The sequence below is a fragment of the Acidobacteriota bacterium genome, assembly GCA_039030395.1.
Lineage (GTDB): Bacteria > Acidobacteriota > Thermoanaerobaculia > Multivoradales > JBCCEF01 > JBCCEF01.
Genome location: JBCCEF010000010.1, coordinates 108,846 through 128,590 on the forward strand (window position 1 = coordinate 108,846; position 19,745 = coordinate 128,590).

A 19,745-nucleotide genomic window follows, 5' to 3' on the forward strand; every position below is an offset into this window, starting at 1 on the left:
ATCCCTCATTCCAAGGGTCCTGGCGCGCCCCGCGCCACGTTATGATTCTCTCCATGAGCAGTCCCACGAGCGACCACGACACCCTGGAAGAACAGAACCTGGAACTGGCGCCGGAGCGCAAGCTGCCGTCGCCGGAGGAGCAGCCGAAGGGCTTCTGGAAGAAGCTCAAGCGCGGGCTCCTGATGACCCATACGGAGATCATCGACAAGGTGGGGGCCGCCCTCGAAGGCCGCGCCACCCTCGATGACGAAACCCTCGAGTTTCTGGAGGAAGCCCTGATCAGTGCCGATATCGGGGTGGAAGCCTCGCTGGAACTGGTCGAGCGCATCCGCGCCGACGTGCGCGAAGGCCAGGCGGTGGACATCCTGAAGCTGCGCGAAATGCTGGTGGACGAGATGGCCCTAATGCTGATGGACGCCGAACTCAAAGGCCGCCAGAAGGCGCCCCCCGAGGGCCGCCCCGGTGCACCGTTGGTCACCCTGATGATCGGCGTCAACGGCGTCGGCAAAACGACCTCCATCGCCAAGCTGGCGCACCACGGGCAGCGTCGCGGCAAGTCCGTGTTGATGGCCGCCGGCGATACCTTCCGCGCGGCGGCGATCGAGCAGATTTCCCTGTGGGGCGAGCGTCTCGGGGTGGAGGTGATCCGTTCCTCCGCCGGCGCCGATCCCGCCTCGGTGGTGTTCGACGCCCTGCAGGCGGCCCGCGCCCGGCGGGTGGACGAGCTGCTGGTGGACACCGCCGGCCGGCTCCACACCAAGGAATACCTGATGAAGGAGCTGGGCAAGATCGGCAAGGTGATCGACCGCGAGGCCGAGGGCTGGCCGCGCCGGACGGTGCTGGTGCTCGACGCCACCACCGGCCAAAACGCCATCTCCCAGGCCCGCACCTTCAGCCAGGTGATCCCCATCGACGGGGTGCTTCTCGCCAAATTGGACGGCACCGCCAAGGGCGGCATGGCGGTGGCCGTAGCCCGCGAGCTGGGGTTACCGGTGCTCTACCTGGGGGTCGGTGAGATGTCGGAGGATCTGGTCGAGTTTCGGCCGCGGGAGTTCGCCACTGCGCTCCTCGGCTGAATCCCAGGCCAGGTTGATGAGCTTGGCCCTGCGGCTCGCTGCCCTCGGCCGCTGGACCGCCTCGCCGAACCCGATGGTCGGCGCCGTAGTGGTCGCCGACGGGGTGGTGGTGGGCCGCGGCCACCATCAGCGTGCCGGCGGTCCCCACGCCGAGGTGGTGGCCCTGGAGGAAGCCGGGGAGCGTGCCCGCGGCGCCACCCTCTACGTCACCTTGGAGCCCTGCTCCCACCAGGGCCGCACGCCGCCCTGCGTGGAGGCGGTGAAGGCAGCCGGCGTCGCTGAGGTGGTGGCCTGTCACCGGGATCCCGATCCGCGGGTCGCCGGCGCCGGCTTCGCCGCCCTGCGGGCGGCCGGCATCGAGGTGAAGGTGGGGGTGAAGGCGGAACAGGCGGTACACCTCAACCTGTCCTTCCTCACCGCCCAGGTCCACCGGCGGCCGGCGGTCACCATCAAGTGGGCGATGAGCCTCGACGGCAAGATCGCCACGGCGAGCGGCGAAAGCCAGTGGATCTCCTCGCCGCCGGCCCGACGCTGGGCCCTCGCTCTGCGCGAAGAGCACGACGCCATCCTGGTGGGCAGCGGTACGGCGCTGGCGGACGATCCCCGCCTCACCCGGCGCCGAGGACGGGCCGAGGGGCCGATCGTGAGGGCGGTGCTCGACCGCCGCCTGCGCCTGCCGGCGGCGGCCCGGATGCTGGCCGAGGCGGGTCCGGTGCTGGTGTACACTCGCCGGCTCGTCGGCGCCGAGGCCGAAATGAAAACTGCGGCCGCGCCCCTGGGGGAGGCGGGCGCCGAGGTGGTGGCCTTGCCGCAGGCGTCGCCGGCGGAGGTGTTGGCGGACCTCCACCAGCGTGGCGTCCGCAGTCTGCTGGTGGAGGGCGGTGGCGAAGTGACCGCCGCCTTCGTCGAAGCTGGCCTATGGGACCGTGTGGTCGTGGTGCTGGCGCCGCGTTTGATCGGTGGGCGCGATGCTCCGGGCCCGGTCTCCGGCCGCGGCTTTTCGAGCCTCGCCGCGACCCCCGATGTGAGCTTTTTCCGGAGCCGGCGGCGCGGTCCGGACCGAATTCTCGAAGGATTGAGGGACGGATGTTTACCGGCCTTGTTACAGAGCTTGGGCGCATAGCTTCGGCACCGACCCCTTCCGGTCGTGGAGGAAGTCGGCTGGAGATCGCCCACCGGCAGGACTTGGGTGAGCGGCTGAGCCCGGGCGCCAGTCTGGCGGTGGCCGGCGTGTGCCTGACGGTGACGGACGGGGAAGCCGAGCGATCCGTTGTGGAACTGGCGCCGGAAACCCTCGCCCGCACCAATCTCGGCGATCTCCAAGCCGGTTCTCCGGTCAACCTGGAGCCGGCCCTGCGGGTGGGCGATGCCCTCGGCGGCCACTGGGTGCAGGGGCACGTGGACGGCTGTGTGGCGGTGGTCGGGCGGCAAGACCTCGAAGACCACTGTTGGCTGACCGTGGCGCTGCCGGAATCGCTCGCCGCCTATGTGGTGGAGAAAGGCTCCGTCACCCTCGACGGGGTGAGCCTGACGGTGGCGGCCCTCGCGGAGGACCGCTTCTCCGTCACCCTGATCCCGCACACCCTCGAAGTCACCACCCTCGGGGCGACCGGCGTCGGACACCGGTTGAATCTCGAAGTGGATGTCCTCGCCAAGTACGTCGAGCGGGCCGTCGCGGCGCGGCTACCGACAGCGTGAAGGCCGATGCCGTGAAGAGCAGTCGGGCGGTGCGCTGGATCCCGCAACCGGTCGAGCCCGGGCGCTTCTGGATTCGTCAGCGGCCACAGCCTTGGCCGGCGGCGTCTGGGCCGTGGACGGATCTGGCGCGGAGTGCCATCGGGTCATCTTCCCTCACTTCCGGCGGCCCTGAGGGCGAAGGGCGCCCGCTCGATTTCCCTCCCCAGCGCCCGCCCGGCCTTCTCTACCTGCCGCCGGTGGATGCCGCCTCGGGAGCCTCGCGCTCGGCCTGGGCGGAAGGTTCGGCCAAGGATGGCGCTTCTTTGCTCTTGCAGTGCTCGGTGGGTTTCGACCGTCCGCCGACTACGAGTCGTCGAGCGTTGACCGTGGCCTGGGACCCCCTGGCCGCTCTGCTGGGCGAGGAGTCCTGGACCTGGCCGCGGCAACCCACAGGCGATGGCATCGCCGTCTGGCCGCTGATTCCCGGCCTGAGCACTGACCCGGGGACATGGGACGAGCAGTTCCGGGCCCTTCGCACCGCCGGCTTCTCGGTGGTCCAGCCGGTGGTGCCGGAGTTGACGCCGGTCGAGCGCCGCACGCTGGCGGAGCGTTGGGGAGACGAGGTGTTCGAAGAGCTGTTTCACGGCCCGCGGCCGGACGAGCGCGCGTTTTCCCAGGCGGCCGCCCGGTACGGGTTGGCGCCCTTCCTGGCCCGCCCGCCGCGGGTGGCGGCTTCGGCGCGGGTGCGGAACAACGCGCGGTTGGCGGAGCGCCTGGCCCTGGCCGGCGAATTGTGGCTGCGCCTCGGCCGGCCGGACCCCCAGGGCCAGGCCTTCTTTCGGGCCGCCCGCTGGGCGGACGAGACGGGCTACGATGTAGCCGCCCTGGCGCGGGAGGGCAACCTGGCGGTGGTCGAGGCGGTCGACGGCCAGAGCGCCGAGGTGATCCGCACGGTGGTCGCCGGCCCTGGCGATGACACCGCCGGAGAGGATCTCGCCGCGCGGCTGTTGGCCGAGTACTTGGGTACGGAGTAGATCTCCAACGGAGGAGAATTGCGATGCGAGTCAGAGAGACGTTCCGAAGAACCCGACTTCTCGGCCTCTCCCTATGCCTGGCTCTGGGCGTGGCTTTCGCCGGTCCGGCGCTGGCCTGGGACGTTGACACCGGTATGTCGCAGGAGACCTTCCGTCTGTTCCATGACCGGATGGTCTTCGCCGCCTATCCCTACGCCCGCCACGGCGCGGCGCCCCTGGGTCTGGTCGGCTTCGACATCTATGCCGACCTGTCGGCGGATCTCGATGCTGGCGACGACGACGCCTTCCTGGCGGCGATCGACGGCAGCCTGCCCGGCGACGCCCTGGCCTTCGTGCGGGTGGGAGCCCGCAAGGGGCTGCCCGGCGGGTTCGATCTCGGCGCGGGCTATGCCCGGGCAGTCGACGGCGACATCGAGCTGCTCTCCGCCGACCTGCAGTGGGCGATCCTCAAGGGAGGCGCCTTGAAACCGGCTCTGTCGCTGCGCCTGACCGGTACCCAGAACCTCGACAGCGGTCCCTACCAGGTGGAAATCTACGGTGCCGAAGTGCTGCTTTCGAAAGGCTTTCCGCTGTTCACGCCCTATGTCGGCGTGGGGTTCTACCGCGGCGAAGGGGATCTGGAGCGATCCGGTGGCGGAAGGTTCAGCCGCAGCGAGGACGGCACCTTCGCCTACGCCGGGGTGACCGTTAACCTGCTGGTGCCGAAGATCAACTTCGAGCTGGAGCAGGGCGAGTCGTTCCAGGGCGCGGTGCGCGTCTCGATCGGCTTGTAGGGTCGGGATTCTCGATGAGCATCGATCTCCGCTCCGACACGGTCACCCGGCCGAGTGAACGGATGCGCCGGGCGATGGCCGATGCCGAGGTCGGCGACGATGTGTTCCGCGAAGACCCGACGGCGATCCGGCTGGAGGAGCGGGCGGCGGAGCTCCTGGGTAAGGAGGCGGCCCTCTTCGTGCCCTCCGGCACCATGGGCAACCAGATCGCCCTCCACCTCCACGGTCGTCCCGGCTGCGAGGTGGTCTGTGAGGCCGAGAGCCACATTCTGCTCTACGAGCTCGGCGCCATGGCCGCCCTCTCCGGACTGCTGCCGAAACCGGTGGCCGGCGAGGCGGGGCTGCTGGCGCCGGAGGACGTGGAGAAGGCGATCGCGCCGGAGGTGGTCTACCGCTCCCGCACGGCGCTCCTGTCCCTTGAAAACACCCACAACATGGCTGGCGGCACGATCTATCGGCGGGATCGACTCGCATCGCTGCTGGCGGTCGCTCGGCGCCACGAGCTGCCGGTGCACCTGGACGGCTCGCGCCTATTCAACGCCGCCGTCGCCCTCGACTTGCCGGTGGCGGAGCTGGCCGCCGGCTGCGATTCAGTGATGATCGCCCTGTCGAAGGGACTCGGAGCGCCGGCCGGATCGCTCCTCGCCGGCTCCCGGCCCTGGATCGCCGAGGCCCGGCGGGTGCGCAAGATGTTCGGCGGGGCGATGCGCCAGGTGGGGGTGCTGGCGGCGCCGGGACTTCTGGCGCTGGAAGAGGGGCCGGCGGCCTTGGCGGCGGATCACCGCCACGCCCGGCGGCTGGCCGAAGCGCTAGCGGCGCTGCCCGGTTGGGGCATCGATCTGAAGCGGGTGGAGACCAACATCGTCATCGCCTCGCCGCCCGGTGGCGACGCCTACACCTTCTGTCGACAGGCCTCGCGGGCGGGCGTGATGGCCGTTCCGGTGAGCGCCGAGGCGGTGCGATTCGTCACCCACCGGGATGTATCGTCGGACGATGTGGATCAAGCAATCCAGGTGATTCGCACGCTCCGAGCCTGCTAGCCGAGTCGCGCCACCAGGTCGATCTCCACCAGCGCACCCTTCGGCAGGCCCGCTGCCTGCACCGTCGAGCGGGCCGGTCGGTGGTCGCCCATCGCTTCCCCGTAGAGGGTGTTCAGAGTCGCAAAATTCCCCATGTCCATCACGTAGATGGTCGCCTTGACGACGTCCGAGAAGGTGCAGCCGGAGTTGGCCAGAACCGCTTCGAGATTCGCCAGCACCTGCTTCGCCTGAGCCTCGAAGTCACTCTCCCCGTCCGTGCTCTGGACCATCTCTTCCGTTGCCGGATCGAGACCGATCTGGCCGGAAGTGTAGAGAAATCCGTCGACCTCGACGGCCTGGGAGTAGGGTCCGACCGCCGCCGGGGCGCGGTCCGTGTTCTTCAGTTTCATCAGAAGTCTTCCTCGTAAACGCCGATGTACGGCAGGTTGCGGTAGCGGTCGGCCAGGTCGAGGCCGTAGCCGACCACGAACAGGTCTTCGATCTCGAAGCCACAGTAGTCAATCGGCACGTTCACCTTGCGCGCCTCGCGCTTGTCGAGGAGAGCGCACAGCCGCACGCTGCGGGCGCCGCGGTGCTTGAGCAGCGCCAGAATGGTGGACAGGGTGAAGCCGGTGTCGACGATGTCCTCGATCAGCAGCACATCGCGGTCGCGGATGGCCAGGTCGACGTCCTTGAGGATGCGTACCTCGCCGGGGCTGGTGCCGTCGCGGTAGCTAGAAGTCTGAAAGAAGTCCACCTTCACCGGCAGTGTCTCGATTTCCTTCAGAAGGTCCACCATGAAGAAGACAGAGCCCTTGAGCACGCCGATGCACAGCAGCGGTTGCGGCGCCGATCCCTCGCCGAGTTCCTCGGCCCGCCGCAGGTAATCGCGCTCGATCTCGGCGGACATCTCGGCGACGCGGGCTTCCAGCCGCTCCCGGGAGATGAGGACTCGGGGACTCGAATTCGGGTTTTGGTCAGCCATCATCTAGAATGGGCCTCTCCTATGAAGGTCGAAGACAGCATGTCCGTCGAGCAACTCAATGTGCTTCACCGGCGCTACGTATCGCTCTCTCAGCGCTTCCGGGCCGCCTGGGTTTTTCATCAGTTCTTGCAGAGTCTTGCGAAGCTGTTCTTCGAAGGCTTCGACGATCGGTATCCGGCGGAATTCCAGCACCTTTACGGCCGATTGAAGGACATTTCCCAGAACCTCAACGCCTCCGAGGCGGGAGGCCTGGCGAACCAGATGGACGCCGTGGATCGGCAGCTTCGGGAGCTGATGGGTGCGCTGCTGGCGGAGGATAGCAGAGTCGATCCGTCCTTCCTGCGGCAGTTCTTCATGCGCTTCCGGAAGTACGACGAGAAGATTCTGATGCAGCTCGTGCGGTTCTACCTCTATTCCCATCCGGGGGAGGCCTGGCAGGCGGACCGCATCGACAAGATCGACTTTCTCTTGAGCCGCATGGGCGAAGAAGAGTCGGACGGCAAGGGGCCCGTGCGGCTGCGCGATCGCCGCCGCCTGGAAGAGGTCTATCGCAATCTGCGCAGCCTGCTGCCGGGTTCGCCCAAGGACCCGGAGGTGGTGGTCAAGCGGCGCCAGCGGATTCAGGATCTGGCGGAAGAGGTGACCGCCATCGATGATCTCGACAAGCTCAACGAAGAGCGTCTGGTGCAGCGCTATCGCACCTTGAAGCACAGCCTGGGTGAATTGTTCTTCGAGCCGGAGATGTTGATGGCAATGGTCGAGGCCAATCTCGCTTTCAAGAATAAAGTGCGCGACCTCTACAGCCGCGAGGAGCGGCGCATCTTCACGGACTACCAGCAGATCTTCGATCTCGAACGGCAGGTGGAGACGGACGCCTCGATGGAGTCGGATCTCGATCAGCTACGCAGCGAAGTCGAGCGCTTCGAAGAGCATCTGCAGCGGGACGACCTGCGCCTCGACGACCTGGCGCACATTCGCAAGCGGGTGCGGTCCCTGATGCCGCGCCTGTCGCCGTCCCAAGCGGAGGCGCCGGACCTCGACGCCGTCGCCCTCGACCCCTTCGGCCGGGACGAAGAGGATTCCGCCGCGGCGCAGCCCGATCTCGCTCCGGCGGAGGCGGTGGACGACGACGGCCAGTGGGTTGCCGAACACCTGGAGCGGCTGATCGAGGCTTTGAGCGGCACCACCCTGGGCGCGCCGCCGAAGGCGGTGAGCCTGACGCCGGACGTCTTCCACCTGGCCCTCGAAGAGCGCGAGGTGGTCGCCTTCCGCAACCTGCTGCAGGCGGACCGCCTGCATGCTCGGTCCGGCGGCGGCGGGGATGCCCAGATGGACCGATTCATCCTGCGCGCCGCAGCCTTGCGGCAGCGTTTGGCGGAGGAGCTGGAACGCGTGCGCGAGACCCTCGACGACACGGTGGTGGACGGCACCTCGCCGGTGGCCATCGCCCGCACCAGCGTGCGCATCGCCGACGAAATGCTCGGGCGCTTCGAGTCCATCGGCCGCAACCTCGTCCGCCAGGGAAGGGCGCAGGAGGCGCGCGGCGTGGAGTTGCTCAAAATGCGCTTGATGCGCGAGTACGTCTCGCTCTGGCTGCTGGTCTACCGGGACGGGGCGTCGAATAGCGCCGCGACGGAGTCCTAACCGCCGAGCCTACCCAGGGATCAAGTCGGGATCCGCGATCATCGCTGCCAGCAGTCGCGACACGTCCCGGGCGGCGACCTTGCCGGCTTCCACCACCTCGTCGTGATCCAAGGCCTCACCGGTATCGCCGGCGGCGGCGTTGGTGACCAGCGACATGACGAAGCAGCGGCACCCCAGGTGGTTCGCCGCGATCACCTCCAGCACCGACGACATTCCCACCAAGTCCGCTCCCAGGGCGCGCAGCATGCGCACTTCTGCCGGCGTTTCGTAGCTCGGACCGGGTAGGCCGGCGTAGGTGCCGCTCGTCAGCTCGATACCCAACTCCTCGCCGTGATGCCGGGCGAGGGCCCGTAGGGCTGGGTCGTAGGCCTGGGTCATGTCCGGGAACTGCGGTCCCCAGGCCGCCGGTAGGGCGCCACGGAGGGGATTCATACCGATCAGGTTGAGGTGATCCTCGACCACCACCAGGTCACCCGGCGCCAGGCCGCGCCGCAGTCCGCCGGCGGCGTTGGTCATCAACAGTGCCCGGGCACCGAGGAACCAGCCCAGGCGGGTCATGAACACCGTTTGATGGGCATCGAATCCCTGGTAGCTGTGCAATCGCCCGCGCACGTACAGCACGTGGCGTTCAGGCGCCGGTTGCAGCAGCTCGATGGAGAGCGGGTGGCCCTCGATCGCCGCCACCTCGAAGGGCAGTAGGCGGGTCAACGGCTGCGGCCCGTACACCACCTCGCCGAGGTCCACCGCCAGACCGGATCCGGACACCACCAGGGCGTCCGGCCGGGGCCAGCCGAGGGCGTCGTAGCGGGCGACTCCTCGGTCGATGGCCTGCTCGGCGGAGAGTTCGCCAGTGTGGCTGGGCTCGTTCATGGGAGGGGTATCGTAGCAGTCCGGGGAGCTGCTATGTTTCCCATCGGAGGCACCCCATCGGATGCCCGTTTTCGTCTGCTCGCCCTGATTCAGCTTCCATTCATGGAGATGCCCTGATCGAAGCTTCGTTTCCCTGGTTGCTCGCCCGGCGCTACCTGAGGAGCACACGCCGCGACGCCTTCGTGCGCTTTCTGTCGCGGGTGGCCTCCTGGGGGATCGCTGTCGGTGTGGCGGCGCTGGTGCTTTCCTTGGCCGCTCTCTCCGGGCTGCAGCGGGTGCTGCGGACGGAGGTGCTGGCGCGCACTCCCCAAATCGAGATTGAGCTGCCGGCGTCGGCCGAACCGGTGGCCGTCGAGCAAGCGGTCTCCGACCATCCCGAGGTGGTGGACGCGCAGATCACCGCCGAGGGCCGCGGCTGGCTGGTCTCCGAATCCGGCCTGGTGGAGGCGGTGCAGGTAGTGGGCTTCGCCGGCTCCGTGCCGGCCTCCTTCCCGCAGGCCGCCGGTGGTCCGGAGGGTCTCTATGTGGACACCTTTCTGGCCAACGGCTGGGGCCTGGAGGTCGGCGACATCGCCCGGGTGGTGTCGCCCAAACCCACCCTCATGCCCTTCGGGCCGCCGCAGCCGCGGGTGCGCAGCCTGCCGCTCGCCGGCACCTTTCCGAAACCCCGCACCCAGGAAGACCGCAGCCGTATCGCGGTACCGGTGGCGGTGGCCGAGGCGCTCTTCGGAGTGCGGGCCCGGCGCCTACAGGTGGATGCCGGCGGTCTCGAAGAGGCCATCGACCTCGCGTCCCGCCTCACACCGCTGCTGCCCGAGGGCAACCGGTTGCGCACCTGGCGCGAGATCAACCGGCCGCTTTTTTTCGTCCTGCGGCTGGAGAAGGCGATGATGTTCGTCGCCGTGTCGCTGGTGGTGCTGGTGGCTTCCTTGTCGCTGGTGTCGTCCCTGTCGCTGGTGATCGCGAACAAGAAGGGGGAGATCGGCATGCTCGGTGCGATGGGGGCGTCCGGCCCCTCGCTCTCCCGCGCCTTTTTGCTTCTCGGCGGTTTGCTCGCCGGTCGCGGCTTGCTGGCGGGCACCCTGTGCGGGGTGGTGGGCGCTTGGCTACTCGATCGCTTCCGGATGATCCGCATGCCCGGCGACGTCTTCGTGTTCGACTACATTCCGTTTCTGGTGCGCTCCGCCGATGTGGCGGCGGTTGTGGGGCTGACCCTGTTCCTCGCGCTGACCTTCTCGTTGATCGCGGCGCGCCGGGCGGCGGCGGTGCAGCCGGTGGCGGCCCTGACCCAATAGCGCGATGGACGATTTCTCGATTCCTCGGCCGGTGGACCCCCGATGAGCGTCGGCCTCACTGCCCGCGCTCTCGCGAAGAGCTACCGCGATGGCTTCCGTCAGGTGGAGGTTCTGCGCGGCGCCGATCTCGACGTCGCGGCCGGCGAACTGGTGGCGGTGGTGGGGCCATCCGGCTCCGGCAAGTCCACCCTACTGCATCTCTTGGGCACCCTCGACCGACCGGACTCCGGGGTACTCGAAATCGGTGGGCTGGATCCCACCCAGTTCTCCGGCAAGCGGTTGGCGGCCTTCCGCAACCGCTCCATTGGTTTTGTCTTCCAGTTCTATCAGTTGCTGCCGGACTTCACGGCGCTCGAAAACGTGATGATGCCCGGGCGCATCGCCGGTGAGGCGCCGGGCACTTTGGCTGGGCGCGCCCGCGCGCTGCTCGACGAGGTGGGGCTGTCGCATCGCCTGGAGCACTTCCCATCGCAGCTCTCCGGCGGCGAGCGGCAGCGGGTAGCCCTGTGCCGCGCTCTCCTCCTCGAACCGCCGCTGCTGCTGGCCGACGAGCCGACGGGCAATCTCGACCCGGAGTCGAGCGAGCAGGTTTTCGATCTGCTGCTGGAACTTCGGGAACGCCGGGGAACGACCGCCGTGCTGGTCACCCACAACCCGTCCCTGGCCGCTCGATGTGGTAGGATTTTATCCCTCGACGGCGGTGTTCTCGAAGAGACTAAGTCCATTCTTTACTAGGGCTTGGCTCCGTTCTTGAGGGCTCTGATCGACGAACCCGCAGCCGAAGCAAGAGTGCCCCGGGGTCTCTTCCGTGAGGGAGGGGCCAGATGCCCGAACCGCACGAGGCCCTGAACTGCAAGAGGCTAGAATCGCGCAATGTTTGAGAAGTACAACGAGAAGGCCCGCCGAGCTCTGTTCTTTGCCCGCTACGAGGCGTCGAAGCTCGGCAGCCGGGTGATCGAGTCGGAGCACATCCTGCTGGGCATCCTGCGCGAAGGTGAAGAGACCGTCAATGAACTCTTTCGGCGCTTCCAGATCAAGGCCGACGACGTCCGCAAAGAGATCGAGGGCGAGCGGGTGTTCGTCGAGCGCATCTCCTCGACGGCGGAGCTGCCGCTGTCCGAGGAGTCCAAAAAGATTCTGGCCTACGCCGCTCACGAGTCCGAGAGCATGCTGCATCAGGCGGTGGGCTCCGAACACCTGCTGATCGGCATTCTGCGGGTCGAGGGCTCCCTCGCCATGCGCATCCTGGCGCAGCACGGTTTGGACGTGTACACCGTGCGCGAGGAGGTGTTGACCATCGCCAAGGAACAAGAGGCGACCCAGCAAAAGAAGGAGATGCCGTTTCTCGCCGAATACAGCCGCGATTTGACAGCGCTGGCGGCGGAGGGCACCTTCGATCCGCTGATCGGTCGCGAAGATGAGGTCGACCGCATCATCCAGATCCTGTCGCGGCGCACCAAGAACAATCCCATCCTGCTCGGCGAACCGGGGGTGGGGAAGACCGCCATCGTCGAAGGGCTGGCGCAACGCATCGTGGCCGGGGAAGTGCCGATTTTCCTGGCGAGCCGGCGCATCGTCGCTCTCGACCTGTCGCTGATCGTCGCCGGCACCAAGTACCGCGGCCAGTTTGAGGAGCGTTTGAAGGGCATCCTCAAAGAGCTGCGCGACTGTCAGGACGTGATCGTCTTCATCGACGAGATCCATTCGCTGATCGGCGCCGGCTCCGCCGAGGGTTCGCTGGACGCCGCCAACATCCTGAAGCCGGCGCTGTCCCGCGGCGAGATCTCGTGCATTGGGGCGACCACCCTCAAGGAGTACCGCAAGTACATCGAGAAGGACCGCTCGTTGCTGCGGCGCTTCCAGTCGATCCAGGTGGCGCCGCCGACCAACGAAGAGACGCTGGCGATTCTCGAAGGGGTCAAGGACCGCTACGAAGACTTCCACAAGGTGCGCTACTCGGCGGATTCGCTGCGCTCGGCGATCTACCAGTCCTCCCGCTACATCACCGACCGCCATCACCCGGACAAGGCGATCGACGTGATCGACGAGGCCGGCGCCCGGGTGAAGCTGCGGCGGGTGCGCGACACCCAGAACCTGCGGCGCCTGGAGGCGGAGATCCGCCAGGTGGTGCGCGACATGAAAACGGCGATTTCGGACAAGGACTTCGAGAAAGCTGTCTATCTGCGCGAGCGGGAGATCGAGCTGCGCGAGGACCTGGAGTCGATGGGCGTGCCGGAAGACGGTGCAGACCTGGTGGTCCGCCGCCTGGACATCGAGCAGGTGATCTCCTCCTGGACCGGCATTCCGGTGTCCAGCCTGGCGACCATCGAAGCCGAGAAGCTGATGAACATGGAGGCCAGCCTGCGCCGCTGGGTGGTGGGGCAGGATCGCGCCATCAGTTCCATCAGCCGGGCCATCCGCCGCTCCCGCCTGGGGGTGAGCAACCCGCAGCGGCCGGTGGGCTCGTTCATCTTCCTGGGCCCCTCCGGGGTGGGCAAGACGGAGGTCTCCCGGCGGCTGTCGGAATTCCTCTTCGGCTCGCAGAAGGCCCTGCTGCGCTTCGACATGAGCGAGTACATGGAGAAGCATGCGGTGTCCAAGCTGATCGGTTCGCCACCGGGCTATGTCGGCCACGAGGAGGGCGGTCAACTCACCGAGCAGGTGCGCCGCCACCCGTATTCGCTGATCCTCTTCGACGAGATCGAGAAGGCGCACCCGGATGTCGCCAATCTGCTGCTGCAGATCCTCGAGGACGGCACTTTGACGGACTCCTACGGCAACCACGTCGACTTCAAGAACACGCTGGTGCTGATGACTTCGAATCTAGGCAGCAAACTGGTGCTGCGCGGCGGCCGCATGGGGTTCGGCGAGGGCGACGCCGATGCGAGCTTCGACCGCCTACAGGAAGAGATCCTGGCGGAGTTGCGGCGCGGATTCAGCCCGGAGTTCATCAACCGCCTGGACGAGGTGATCGTCTTCCGGCCGCTGTCCCGGGAGAGCCTGCGGGAGATCGTCGACATCTTGCTCGTCGACGTCAATGAAACCCTCGCCGAACGCCGCTTGCGGGTGCGGGTGGACGCTCCCGCCAAGGACTGGCTGCTCGACCAGGCGGGCATCGATCCGTCGACCGGCGCCCGTCCGCTGCGCCGGACGATCCAGCGCCACATTCAGGACGCCATCTCCGAGATCCTCATCCATCAGCACGGTGAACCGATCGAAGAGATCGCGGTGACCCTGGCCGATGGCGAACTCGACTTCCAGACCCGGAAGCCCGAAATGGCGGCTCAGGAGCACTAGCCCGCCTTTCTGACCGGCGACCTACTGCGAGTCCATATGCCACTGAATCTGCTGCTTTATCCGCAGAACCTGTTCCTCAACGTACTGCCGGTACGCCTTCGTCTCAGGAGCTGCGGATGCCTTGCATCTTCAGCGACCTATGGCCTCTCGCTACGGTCGCTGGTGAGAAAGGCAGGCTCAGCCACGATCTGAGAACAATCCTTGCATCCCAGGGGTGAGGGGCGCCGTACCTGTGCAGGAGGGTAGGGACGGCGGCGGGGTCCCTTGTCGGGGCCGAGCGGACTCTTGTGGATGAAGGTCGCGGCACGGCCGCGCGTTGCGTGAAGCCCGAAAAGAGCATACTTTTGGCAGCCGCGCACCGCTGAGGGCGGGTCCCGCTGGATTCCCGAGTCCCGACGACACCGCAAACGAGCCGGTACGACGCAATGAATGGGAAACGGGTCTGATGAAAAATGACTTCAAGGGGTGCTGACATGACACCAACCCGCCGATCTGGCCGCGCCCGAGGCGTGGTTCGCTCCTTCGCGGTGCTGCCGGCGCTGATGTGGCTCGCTCTATCGTGGATCGCCGGGCCGCCGCTCGCGGCGCAGCTTCGGATTCCCGACAGTCAGGTGATCCGGTCGATCGAGATCCAAGGCCTCCAGTCCTTGACTCCCGAGACGGTGCGCTACTACCTGGGGGTGGAAGAAGGGCAAGAGCTCGATCAGGAAGAACTGAACCGAAATATCCAAGCCCTTTGGCAGCGCGACCTGATCGGCGACATCGAGATCGACAGCGTGGCCGAAGGCGACGGCATTCGCTTGATCGTGAAGATCGAAGAGCGGCCGGTCCTGCGCTCCATCGACTACCAGGGCCTCAAGAAGCTCAAACGCGGCGACATTCGCGAAGTGATCGTCACCGAGCGCATCGATGTGCGCGAGGGCGGTCCGCTGAAGCGCGGCGAGCTGAATCGCCTGGCGGCGGCCATCCAGCAGGCCTACAAGGACAAGGGCTATCGCTTCGCGGCGGTGCGCTTCGAGATCGAGGAGATCTCGCCGGGAGAGCGCCGGGCGGTTTACACCATCGACGAAGGAGATCGCGTCCGCATCCAGGAGATCGACTTCGAGGGCAACACCGTCTACAGCGACCTGCGGCTACGCTCCCGCATGCGCAAGGTGCGCGAGAGCGGTCCCCTGTCGCGCCTGTTGCGGCGAGACATCTACAACCCTGCGGGCCTCGAAGAAGACCTCGACAAAGTCAAGACCCTCTACCGCAACTCCGGTTACAAGAACGTGCTGCTGGGCGAGCCTGAGATCCGGGTGGACGAGGTCGGCGGCAACGAGGATAAACGGCGCATTTTTCTGACCGTGCCGGTGGAGGAAGGGGAGCGTTGGCGCTTCGGCGAGATCACCATCGAGGGCAACGAAACCTACTCCGATCAGGCGCTCCTCAGGGTGTTCCAGAACAAATCCGGCAGTTGGTTGAAGGCCAATCTGATCGACGACGGAATCGAGTCGGTGACGGACCTTTACAAGAACACCGGCTACATGTTCGCTTCCATCGAGCCGGAACTGCGCGAGCGCGACAACAACGTCGCGGACGTGCGGGTGAAAATCGACGAAGGCGAGCAGTTCACCGTCGGCCGGGTGGAATTCAAGGGCAACACCCGCACCAAGGACAAGGTGCTGCGGCGCGAGGTGCGGCTACAGGAAGGCTTCGTAATGAACCTCGGCGCCTTGCGTTCCAGCGTCTACAAGGTCAACCAGCTCGGCTACTTCCAGCTCGACGAGGAAGACCCGGTGCAGGTGGACGTGGACTCCGAAGAGCAGAAAGTCAATCTGACCTTCGAAGGCGAAGAGGCGGACCGCACGGAGCTACAGTTCGGTGGCGGTTGGAGCGAGTTCGACGGCTTCTTTGGCCAGTTCGCCATCCGCACCCAGAACTTCCTCGGCCGCGGCGAGTCGGTACAGGCCTCGTTCCAGTCCGGCCGCCTGCGCACCCAGTTCGACCTCGGTTATTTCGTGCCCTACTTCCTCGACAAGCCGCAGACGGTGGGTATCCGGATCTTCAAGAGCGAGCAGGACTTCAGCTCCCTGTCGGAGTTTCGTGACTTCCGGCAGGATCAGGAGGGCATCCAGCTCACCTACGGCCGCAACCTGAGCCTCTTCCAGTCCTTCGCCGTCAACTACACCTTCGCCACCTTCGAGGACACCCAGTCCTTTTTCGTCCCCGGCAACCCGGACGGCGATCCGCCGACGGAGGACGAATTCATCACCCTCGACCGCGATATCGAGAGTTCCTCCATCCGGCCGGTCTGGTCCTTCAACAGCATCGACAACCGCTTCGAACCGACCCGCGGCCGGCGGATCTCGTTCTCCACTGAATATTCCGGTGGCGCCCTCGGCGGCAACAACGAATTCGTGCGCCCGGAGGCGTCTTTCAGCCTGTTCAAGCCGCTCAACGACTATCCGACCAAGCACGTCTTCGCGATGAACGCCGAGATCGGCTACATCGAACCCTTCGGTGACGGCCTGCTGTCGGTCTTCGAGTACTACGTCCTCGGCGGCGAACGCTCGATCCGCGGCCACGCCCGGCGCTCGCTGTTTCCGCGCGACGAAACCGGCAACCTGTTCCGCGACAGCTCCGGCCTGGTCATCGGCGGGGATCGCTTCGCCCAGCTCAACCTGGAGTACCACTACCTCGCCGGCGGTCCGTTCCGGATGATCTTGTTCGCCGACGCGGCTCAGGCCTGGGCGCCGGGTGCGACCATCGACGCCGGCGATCTGCGCTACACGGCCGGCGCCGAACTGCGCGTGCTGGTGCCGGTGTTCGGTGCCCCGCTGCGCTTTATCTACGCCTTCAATCTCAACCCCGAACCGTTCGACCAGTTCGAATCGTTCCAGTTCACCATTGGAAGTAGCTTCTAGCCATGAAGGAGAATCCCATGTCTTCTACCCGTACCCAAGTTCGTCGCCTGCTGCTCGCGGCGCTCATCGTTGCTCTCGTTGTTCCTGTTGCGGCGAGCGCGCAGGAGATGAAGTACGCCGTCATCGATACCGAAGAAGTTCTTCGATCCTCCGCCGTCGGCAAGGCCGCTCTGGCCGAGTTGCAGACCCTGCAGGAGGCCAAGCAGACTGAGGGTGAGGCGCTGGCAAAAGAGATTCAGGACCTCCAGAAGCGCATCACCGAGGGTCAGCTCTCCCTAGCCGATGACAAGCTGGCGGAGTTGGAGACGGAGTTCGAGCAAAAGGGCATCGCCCTGCGCCGTTTCCAGGACGACGCCAACCGCGAACTCAACAAGAAGCGCGAAGAGGTGCTCGGCAAGATCGACCAGCAGGTGATGCCGCTGATTGCCTCCTACGGCCAGGAGCAGGGCTACGCGATGATCTTCCGGAAGTACGAAAGCGGCTTGGTCTTCGCCTCGGACGAGGTCGACATCACCCAAGACATCATTCAGCGGCTCGACTCGGCGAACTAGCAGGCCGCTGAAGAAGCGCCTAGCGCATGCTTTCAGTAGGCCTGCTAGTTTCTCGTTCGAGGGGGGCTGGGCGCCCCCCTCGAACGAGAACTATGTTCTCAGCCTCACCGCCATCCACGGCGACCACGTCGCCGCCTCGCCCTTTGGGCTCGGGGTCCGTTACCCAAGGTAGATTCTTCGGTCTATGAGTCGGCCCACAGAGAGATCGTTACGGGAGCTGGCGGAGAGGATCGGTGCCCGCGTTGAAGGGGATGGAGCGGTGCGGGTGACGGATCTGCACAGTCTGGAGGCTGCTGGGCCGGAGCACATCGCACCGCTGTTGGACCGCCGTTTCCGCGCCCGGCTGCAGGATTGCCGGGCCGGCGCCCTGCTGCTGGACGAAGGCCTCGCCAAGGAGATCTCCGAGTCCGACGAGCGGCCGCGACTAGTGGCCGACAAGGCGCGCCTGGCGATGGTGCGGCTGCTCGAGACCTTCCATCCCACGCCTCGGCCCGCTCCGGGGATTCACCCCACGGCGGTCCTCGGCGACGGCTGCGAGATCGATCCCGCGGCCACCGTCGGACCCTATGTGGTGGTGGGGGAGGGCAGTCGCCTGGCCGCCGGAGTGTGGCTGGAAGCGCACTCCGTGGTGGGACGCCACTGCGACCTCGGCGAGGGTTGCCGCCTCCATCCGCAGGCGGTGCTCTACGACGAAACGGTGCTCGAAGCGGGGTGCGAGATCCACTCCGGGGCGGTGATCGGCGCCGACGGTTTCGGCTATGCCACCGACGGCGGGACGCACCACAAAGTTCCGCAGGTCGGCCGGGTGGTGCTCGAAGCCGGAGTCGAGGTGGGGGCCAATGCCGCCATCGACCGCGCCACCCTTGGGGAAACGCGCATCGGCGTCGGCTCCAAGGTTGACAACCTGGTGCAGATCGGGCACAACTGCCAGACCGGCCGAGCGTGTATCCTGTCCGGCCAGGTCGGCCTGGCCGGCAGCACGACCCTGGGGGACGGAGTGGTCCTGGCCGGGCAATCCGGCGCCAGCGGCCACATCCGCCTGGGCGACGGAGTGCAGGTGGCCGCCAAATCGGCGGTATTGAATTCCATTCCCGACGGCCAAAAGGTGGCGGGGATCCCGGCGGTCGAGTTGAGCCTGTGGAAGCGCCGGGTGGTGCTTTTCGGAAAGTTGCAGAAGCTGGTTCAGCGCCTGCGCGGAGTCGAAGACCGCCTGGCCGCGGTGGAAGAGGCGGCACCGGTGAAGGACGAGGAGGGACGAGATTGAGCACAGCAGGCCCCCCGTGGGACATTCGTTGGATCCTGTCGATGCTGCCGCATCGCTACCCTTTTCTGTTGGTCGACCGCATCCTCGAGATGGAGGCCGGCAAGCGGGTGGTGGGGATCAAGAACGTCACCTTCAATGAACCGTTTTTCGCCGGCCATTTTCCCGGCCATCCGGTGGTGCCGGGAGTGTTGCTGATCGAGGGCTTGGCCCAGGCCGGTGGCTGTCTGGTGCTGCACGACCATCCGGACCGGGACAACAAGTTGCTCTACTTCACCTCCATCGAGAAAGCGAAGTTCCGCCGCCCGGTGGTGCCCGGCGACCAGGTGCGTTACGAGGTGGAAATCCTGCGCTTCAAACCGCGCTTTTGCCGACTCGCCGGCCGGGCGCTGGTGGATGGTCAATTGGCCACCGAAGCGGTCCTCTCCTCGGCAATGGTCGATCGGTAGGGGGCGCTCGCCATGACAACTCACATTCATCCCACCGCCGTCGTCGATCCGTCGGCGGAGCTGGCGGTCGGCGTGCGCGTCGGCCCCCTGGCGGTGATCGGTCCGCGGGTGGTGGTCGGCGAGGGTACCGAGATCGGCGCCTCGGCCTGTGTCGAAGGCCCCACCCGTCTCGGCAAGGGCAACCACATCTTTTCCCACGCCTGCATCGGTTTCGAGCCGCAGGATCTCAAGTTCGAAGGCGAAGAGGTCTTTCTCGAGGTCGGGGACAACAATCACTTCCGCGAGTTCTCGACCGTCCACCGGGGCACCGGGGTGGGTGGCGGCACCACCCGCATCGGCGACGACAACCTGTTCATGGCCTACAGCCACGTCGCCCACGATTCGCAGGTCGGCAGCCGCTGCGTGTTGGTCAACGGCGCCACCCTGGCCGGTCACGTCGAGGTGCAGGACGATGCCACCATCGGCGCCAACAGCGCCATCCATCAGTTCTGCCGGGTTGGCCGCCATGCCTACATCGGCGGCTACTCGGTGATCACCATGGACGCCCTGCCCTTTGTCAAGACGGTGGGCCTGAAGGCGGTGACCTACGGCGTGAACAATGTCGGCCTACGCCGCAAAGGGGTGCCCCGGGAGTCCATCAAGCACTTGCGGCGGGCGCTCCGCTTGCTGCTCCAGAAGGGGCTCAACACCTCGCAGGCGGTGGAGGCGATGCGCGCCGAGCTGGCCGGCGATCCGGAGGTGGATTTCTTGATCGAATTTGTTCTCTCCGCCAAGCGCGGCTTCGTCAAGGCCTTGCCCGGACGGCGCGGTGAGCGGGGCGGCAGTGACCCGGACGGCGAATCGGGCGGCGCCTCGGCCTCTGGGGTCTCGGGAGAGCCGGGGGGATCGGGGGCTGACGATGGGTAGGG

Annotated in this window: 18 protein-coding genes; 15 read left to right on the forward strand and 3 right to left on the reverse strand. The window is 66.5% G+C overall.

The genetic code is table 11. The annotated features are described in order from the left end of the window. Positions 1-53 precede the first annotated feature (53 nt). From ftsY to AAF481_11680, 6 genes are read left to right on the forward strand one after another with little or no spacing between them, the layout of a single operon-like run. A complete protein-coding gene (ftsY, locus tag AAF481_11655) occupies positions 54-1,076 on the forward strand; it encodes a signal recognition particle-docking protein FtsY (GenBank protein ID MEM7481821.1) in 1,023 nt (340 codons plus the stop codon). Then, the gene (ribD, locus tag AAF481_11660) at positions 1,012-2,199 is read left to right on the forward strand and encodes a bifunctional diaminohydroxyphosphoribosylaminopyrimidine deaminase/5-amino-6-(5-phosphoribosylamino)uracil reductase RibD (GenBank protein ID MEM7481822.1); all 1,188 of its coding nucleotides are present in this window, start codon (positions 1,012-1,014) and stop codon (positions 2,197-2,199) included. Before ftsY ends, ribD begins: the two co-directional genes overlap by 65 nt. After that, positions 2,163-2,774 carry a riboflavin synthase gene (locus tag AAF481_11665; GenBank protein MEM7481823.1) on the forward strand — a complete coding sequence of 204 codons (612 nt, stop codon included), beginning with the start codon at positions 2,163-2,165 and terminating at the stop codon, positions 2,772-2,774. Before ribD ends, AAF481_11665 begins: the two co-directional genes overlap by 37 nt. Positions 2,775-2,785: 11 nt before the next feature. Beyond that, a complete protein-coding gene (locus AAF481_11670) occupies positions 2,786-3,787 on the forward strand; it encodes a hypothetical protein (protein ID MEM7481824.1) in 1,002 nt (333 codons plus the stop codon). Between the two features lie 23 nt (positions 3,788-3,810). Beyond that, positions 3,811-4,560 carry a hypothetical protein gene (locus tag AAF481_11675; GenBank protein ID MEM7481825.1) on the forward strand — a complete coding sequence of 250 codons (750 nt, stop codon included), beginning with the start codon at positions 3,811-3,813 and terminating at the stop codon, positions 4,558-4,560. Between the two features lie 14 nt (positions 4,561-4,574). Further along, positions 4,575-5,600 (forward strand): GntG family PLP-dependent aldolase, encoded by a 1,026-nt coding sequence (locus AAF481_11680; protein ID MEM7481826.1) that lies wholly within the window; start codon positions 4,575-4,577, stop codon positions 5,598-5,600. On the opposite strand, the gene AAF481_11685 is transcribed toward AAF481_11680, so the two are convergent. Both AAF481_11685 and hpt read right to left on the reverse strand, forming a co-directional pair. Beyond that, positions 5,597-5,992, reverse strand: a complete 396-nt coding sequence (locus tag AAF481_11685; protein ID MEM7481827.1) for a Rid family detoxifying hydrolase — start codon at positions 5,990-5,992, stop codon at positions 5,597-5,599. The genes AAF481_11680 and AAF481_11685 overlap by 4 nt on opposite strands. Beyond that, complete coding sequence (gene hpt / locus AAF481_11690; protein ID MEM7481828.1) at positions 5,989-6,564, reverse strand: hypoxanthine phosphoribosyltransferase; 576 nt, start codon at positions 6,562-6,564, stop codon at positions 5,989-5,991. The genes AAF481_11685 and hpt overlap by 4 nt, the downstream gene beginning before the upstream one ends. Positions 6,565-6,585: 21 nt before the next feature. On the opposite strand from hpt, the gene AAF481_11695 reads away from it, so the two are divergent. Then, positions 6,586-8,208 carry a hypothetical protein gene (locus tag AAF481_11695; GenBank protein ID MEM7481829.1) on the forward strand — a complete coding sequence of 541 codons (1,623 nt, stop codon included), beginning with the start codon at positions 6,586-6,588 and terminating at the stop codon, positions 8,206-8,208. A gap of 9 nt (positions 8,209-8,217) precedes the next feature. On the opposite strand, the gene AAF481_11700 is transcribed toward AAF481_11695, so the two are convergent. Beyond that, positions 8,218-9,078, reverse strand: coding sequence for a purine-nucleoside phosphorylase (locus AAF481_11700; protein ID MEM7481830.1), 861 nt, complete (start codon positions 9,076-9,078; stop codon positions 8,218-8,220). Between the two features lie 137 nt (positions 9,079-9,215). Here AAF481_11700 and AAF481_11705 point away from each other — a divergent pair, with 137 nt between their 5' ends. From AAF481_11705 to lpxA, 8 genes are all read left to right on the forward strand, one after another. After that, on the forward strand, positions 9,216-10,373 hold the full coding sequence (locus tag AAF481_11705; protein MEM7481831.1) for an FtsX-like permease family protein: 1,158 nt from the start codon (positions 9,216-9,218) through the stop codon (positions 10,371-10,373). 42 nt (positions 10,374-10,415) lie between these two features. Then, positions 10,416-11,108, forward strand: coding sequence for an ABC transporter ATP-binding protein (locus AAF481_11710; protein MEM7481832.1), 693 nt, complete (start codon positions 10,416-10,418; stop codon positions 11,106-11,108). A 138-nt stretch (positions 11,109-11,246) separates the two neighbouring features. Then, entirely contained in the window at positions 11,247-13,670 is a 2,424-nt protein-coding gene (locus AAF481_11715; GenBank protein ID MEM7481833.1) for an ATP-dependent Clp protease ATP-binding subunit, read from the forward strand. 473 nt (positions 13,671-14,143) lie between these two features. Continuing rightward, on the forward strand, positions 14,144-16,576 hold the full coding sequence (bamA, locus tag AAF481_11720; GenBank protein MEM7481834.1) for an outer membrane protein assembly factor BamA: 2,433 nt from the start codon (positions 14,144-14,146) through the stop codon (positions 16,574-16,576). Between the two features lie 17 nt (positions 16,577-16,593). Then, complete coding sequence (locus AAF481_11725; GenBank protein MEM7481835.1) at positions 16,594-17,127, forward strand: OmpH family outer membrane protein; 534 nt, start codon at positions 16,594-16,596, stop codon at positions 17,125-17,127. Positions 17,128-17,311: 184 nt separating this feature from the next. Continuing rightward, positions 17,312-18,391, forward strand: a complete 1,080-nt coding sequence (lpxD, locus tag AAF481_11730; GenBank protein ID MEM7481836.1) for a UDP-3-O-(3-hydroxymyristoyl)glucosamine N-acyltransferase — start codon at positions 17,312-17,314, stop codon at positions 18,389-18,391. Then, entirely contained in the window at positions 18,388-18,837 is a 450-nt protein-coding gene (fabZ, locus tag AAF481_11735; GenBank protein ID MEM7481837.1) for a 3-hydroxyacyl-ACP dehydratase FabZ, read from the forward strand. The genes lpxD and fabZ overlap by 4 nt, the downstream gene beginning before the upstream one ends. Positions 18,838-18,849: 12 nt before the next feature. Then, positions 18,850-19,743, forward strand: coding sequence for an acyl-ACP--UDP-N-acetylglucosamine O-acyltransferase (gene lpxA / locus AAF481_11740; GenBank protein MEM7481838.1), 894 nt, complete (start codon positions 18,850-18,852; stop codon positions 19,741-19,743). The last annotated feature ends 2 nt before the right edge of the window (positions 19,744-19,745 follow it).

Excerpts from the sequence above, each read along its gene's own strand:
- hpt (MEM7481828.1), bottom strand. The coding sequence starts at position 6,564 with ATGGCTGACCAAAACCCGAATTCGAGTCCCCGAGTCCTCATCTCCCGG.
- AAF481_11680 (MEM7481826.1), top strand. The coding sequence starts at position 4,575 with ATGAGCATCGATCTCCGCTCCGACACGGTCACCCGGCCGAGTGAACGG.
- AAF481_11695 (MEM7481829.1), top strand. The coding sequence starts at position 6,586 with ATGAAGGTCGAAGACAGCATGTCCGTCGAGCAACTCAATGTGCTTCAC.
- lpxD (MEM7481836.1), top strand. The coding sequence starts at position 17,312 with ATGAGTCGGCCCACAGAGAGATCGTTACGGGAGCTGGCGGAGAGGATC.
- lpxA (MEM7481838.1), top strand. The coding sequence starts at position 18,850 with ATGACAACTCACATTCATCCCACCGCCGTCGTCGATCCGTCGGCGGAG.
- AAF481_11675 (MEM7481825.1), top strand. The coding sequence starts at position 3,811 with ATGCGAGTCAGAGAGACGTTCCGAAGAACCCGACTTCTCGGCCTCTCC.
- bamA (MEM7481834.1), top strand. The coding sequence starts at position 14,144 with ATGACACCAACCCGCCGATCTGGCCGCGCCCGAGGCGTGGTTCGCTCC.
- AAF481_11725 (MEM7481835.1), top strand. The coding sequence starts at position 16,594 with ATGTCTTCTACCCGTACCCAAGTTCGTCGCCTGCTGCTCGCGGCGCTC.
- AAF481_11700 (MEM7481830.1), bottom strand. The coding sequence starts at position 9,078 with ATGAACGAGCCCAGCCACACTGGCGAACTCTCCGCCGAGCAGGCCATC.
- AAF481_11715 (MEM7481833.1), top strand. The coding sequence starts at position 11,247 with ATGTTTGAGAAGTACAACGAGAAGGCCCGCCGAGCTCTGTTCTTTGCC.
- AAF481_11710 (MEM7481832.1), top strand. The coding sequence starts at position 10,416 with ATGAGCGTCGGCCTCACTGCCCGCGCTCTCGCGAAGAGCTACCGCGAT.
- AAF481_11665 (MEM7481823.1), top strand. The coding sequence starts at position 2,163 with ATGTTTACCGGCCTTGTTACAGAGCTTGGGCGCATAGCTTCGGCACCG.
- ftsY (MEM7481821.1), top strand. The coding sequence starts at position 54 with ATGAGCAGTCCCACGAGCGACCACGACACCCTGGAAGAACAGAACCTG.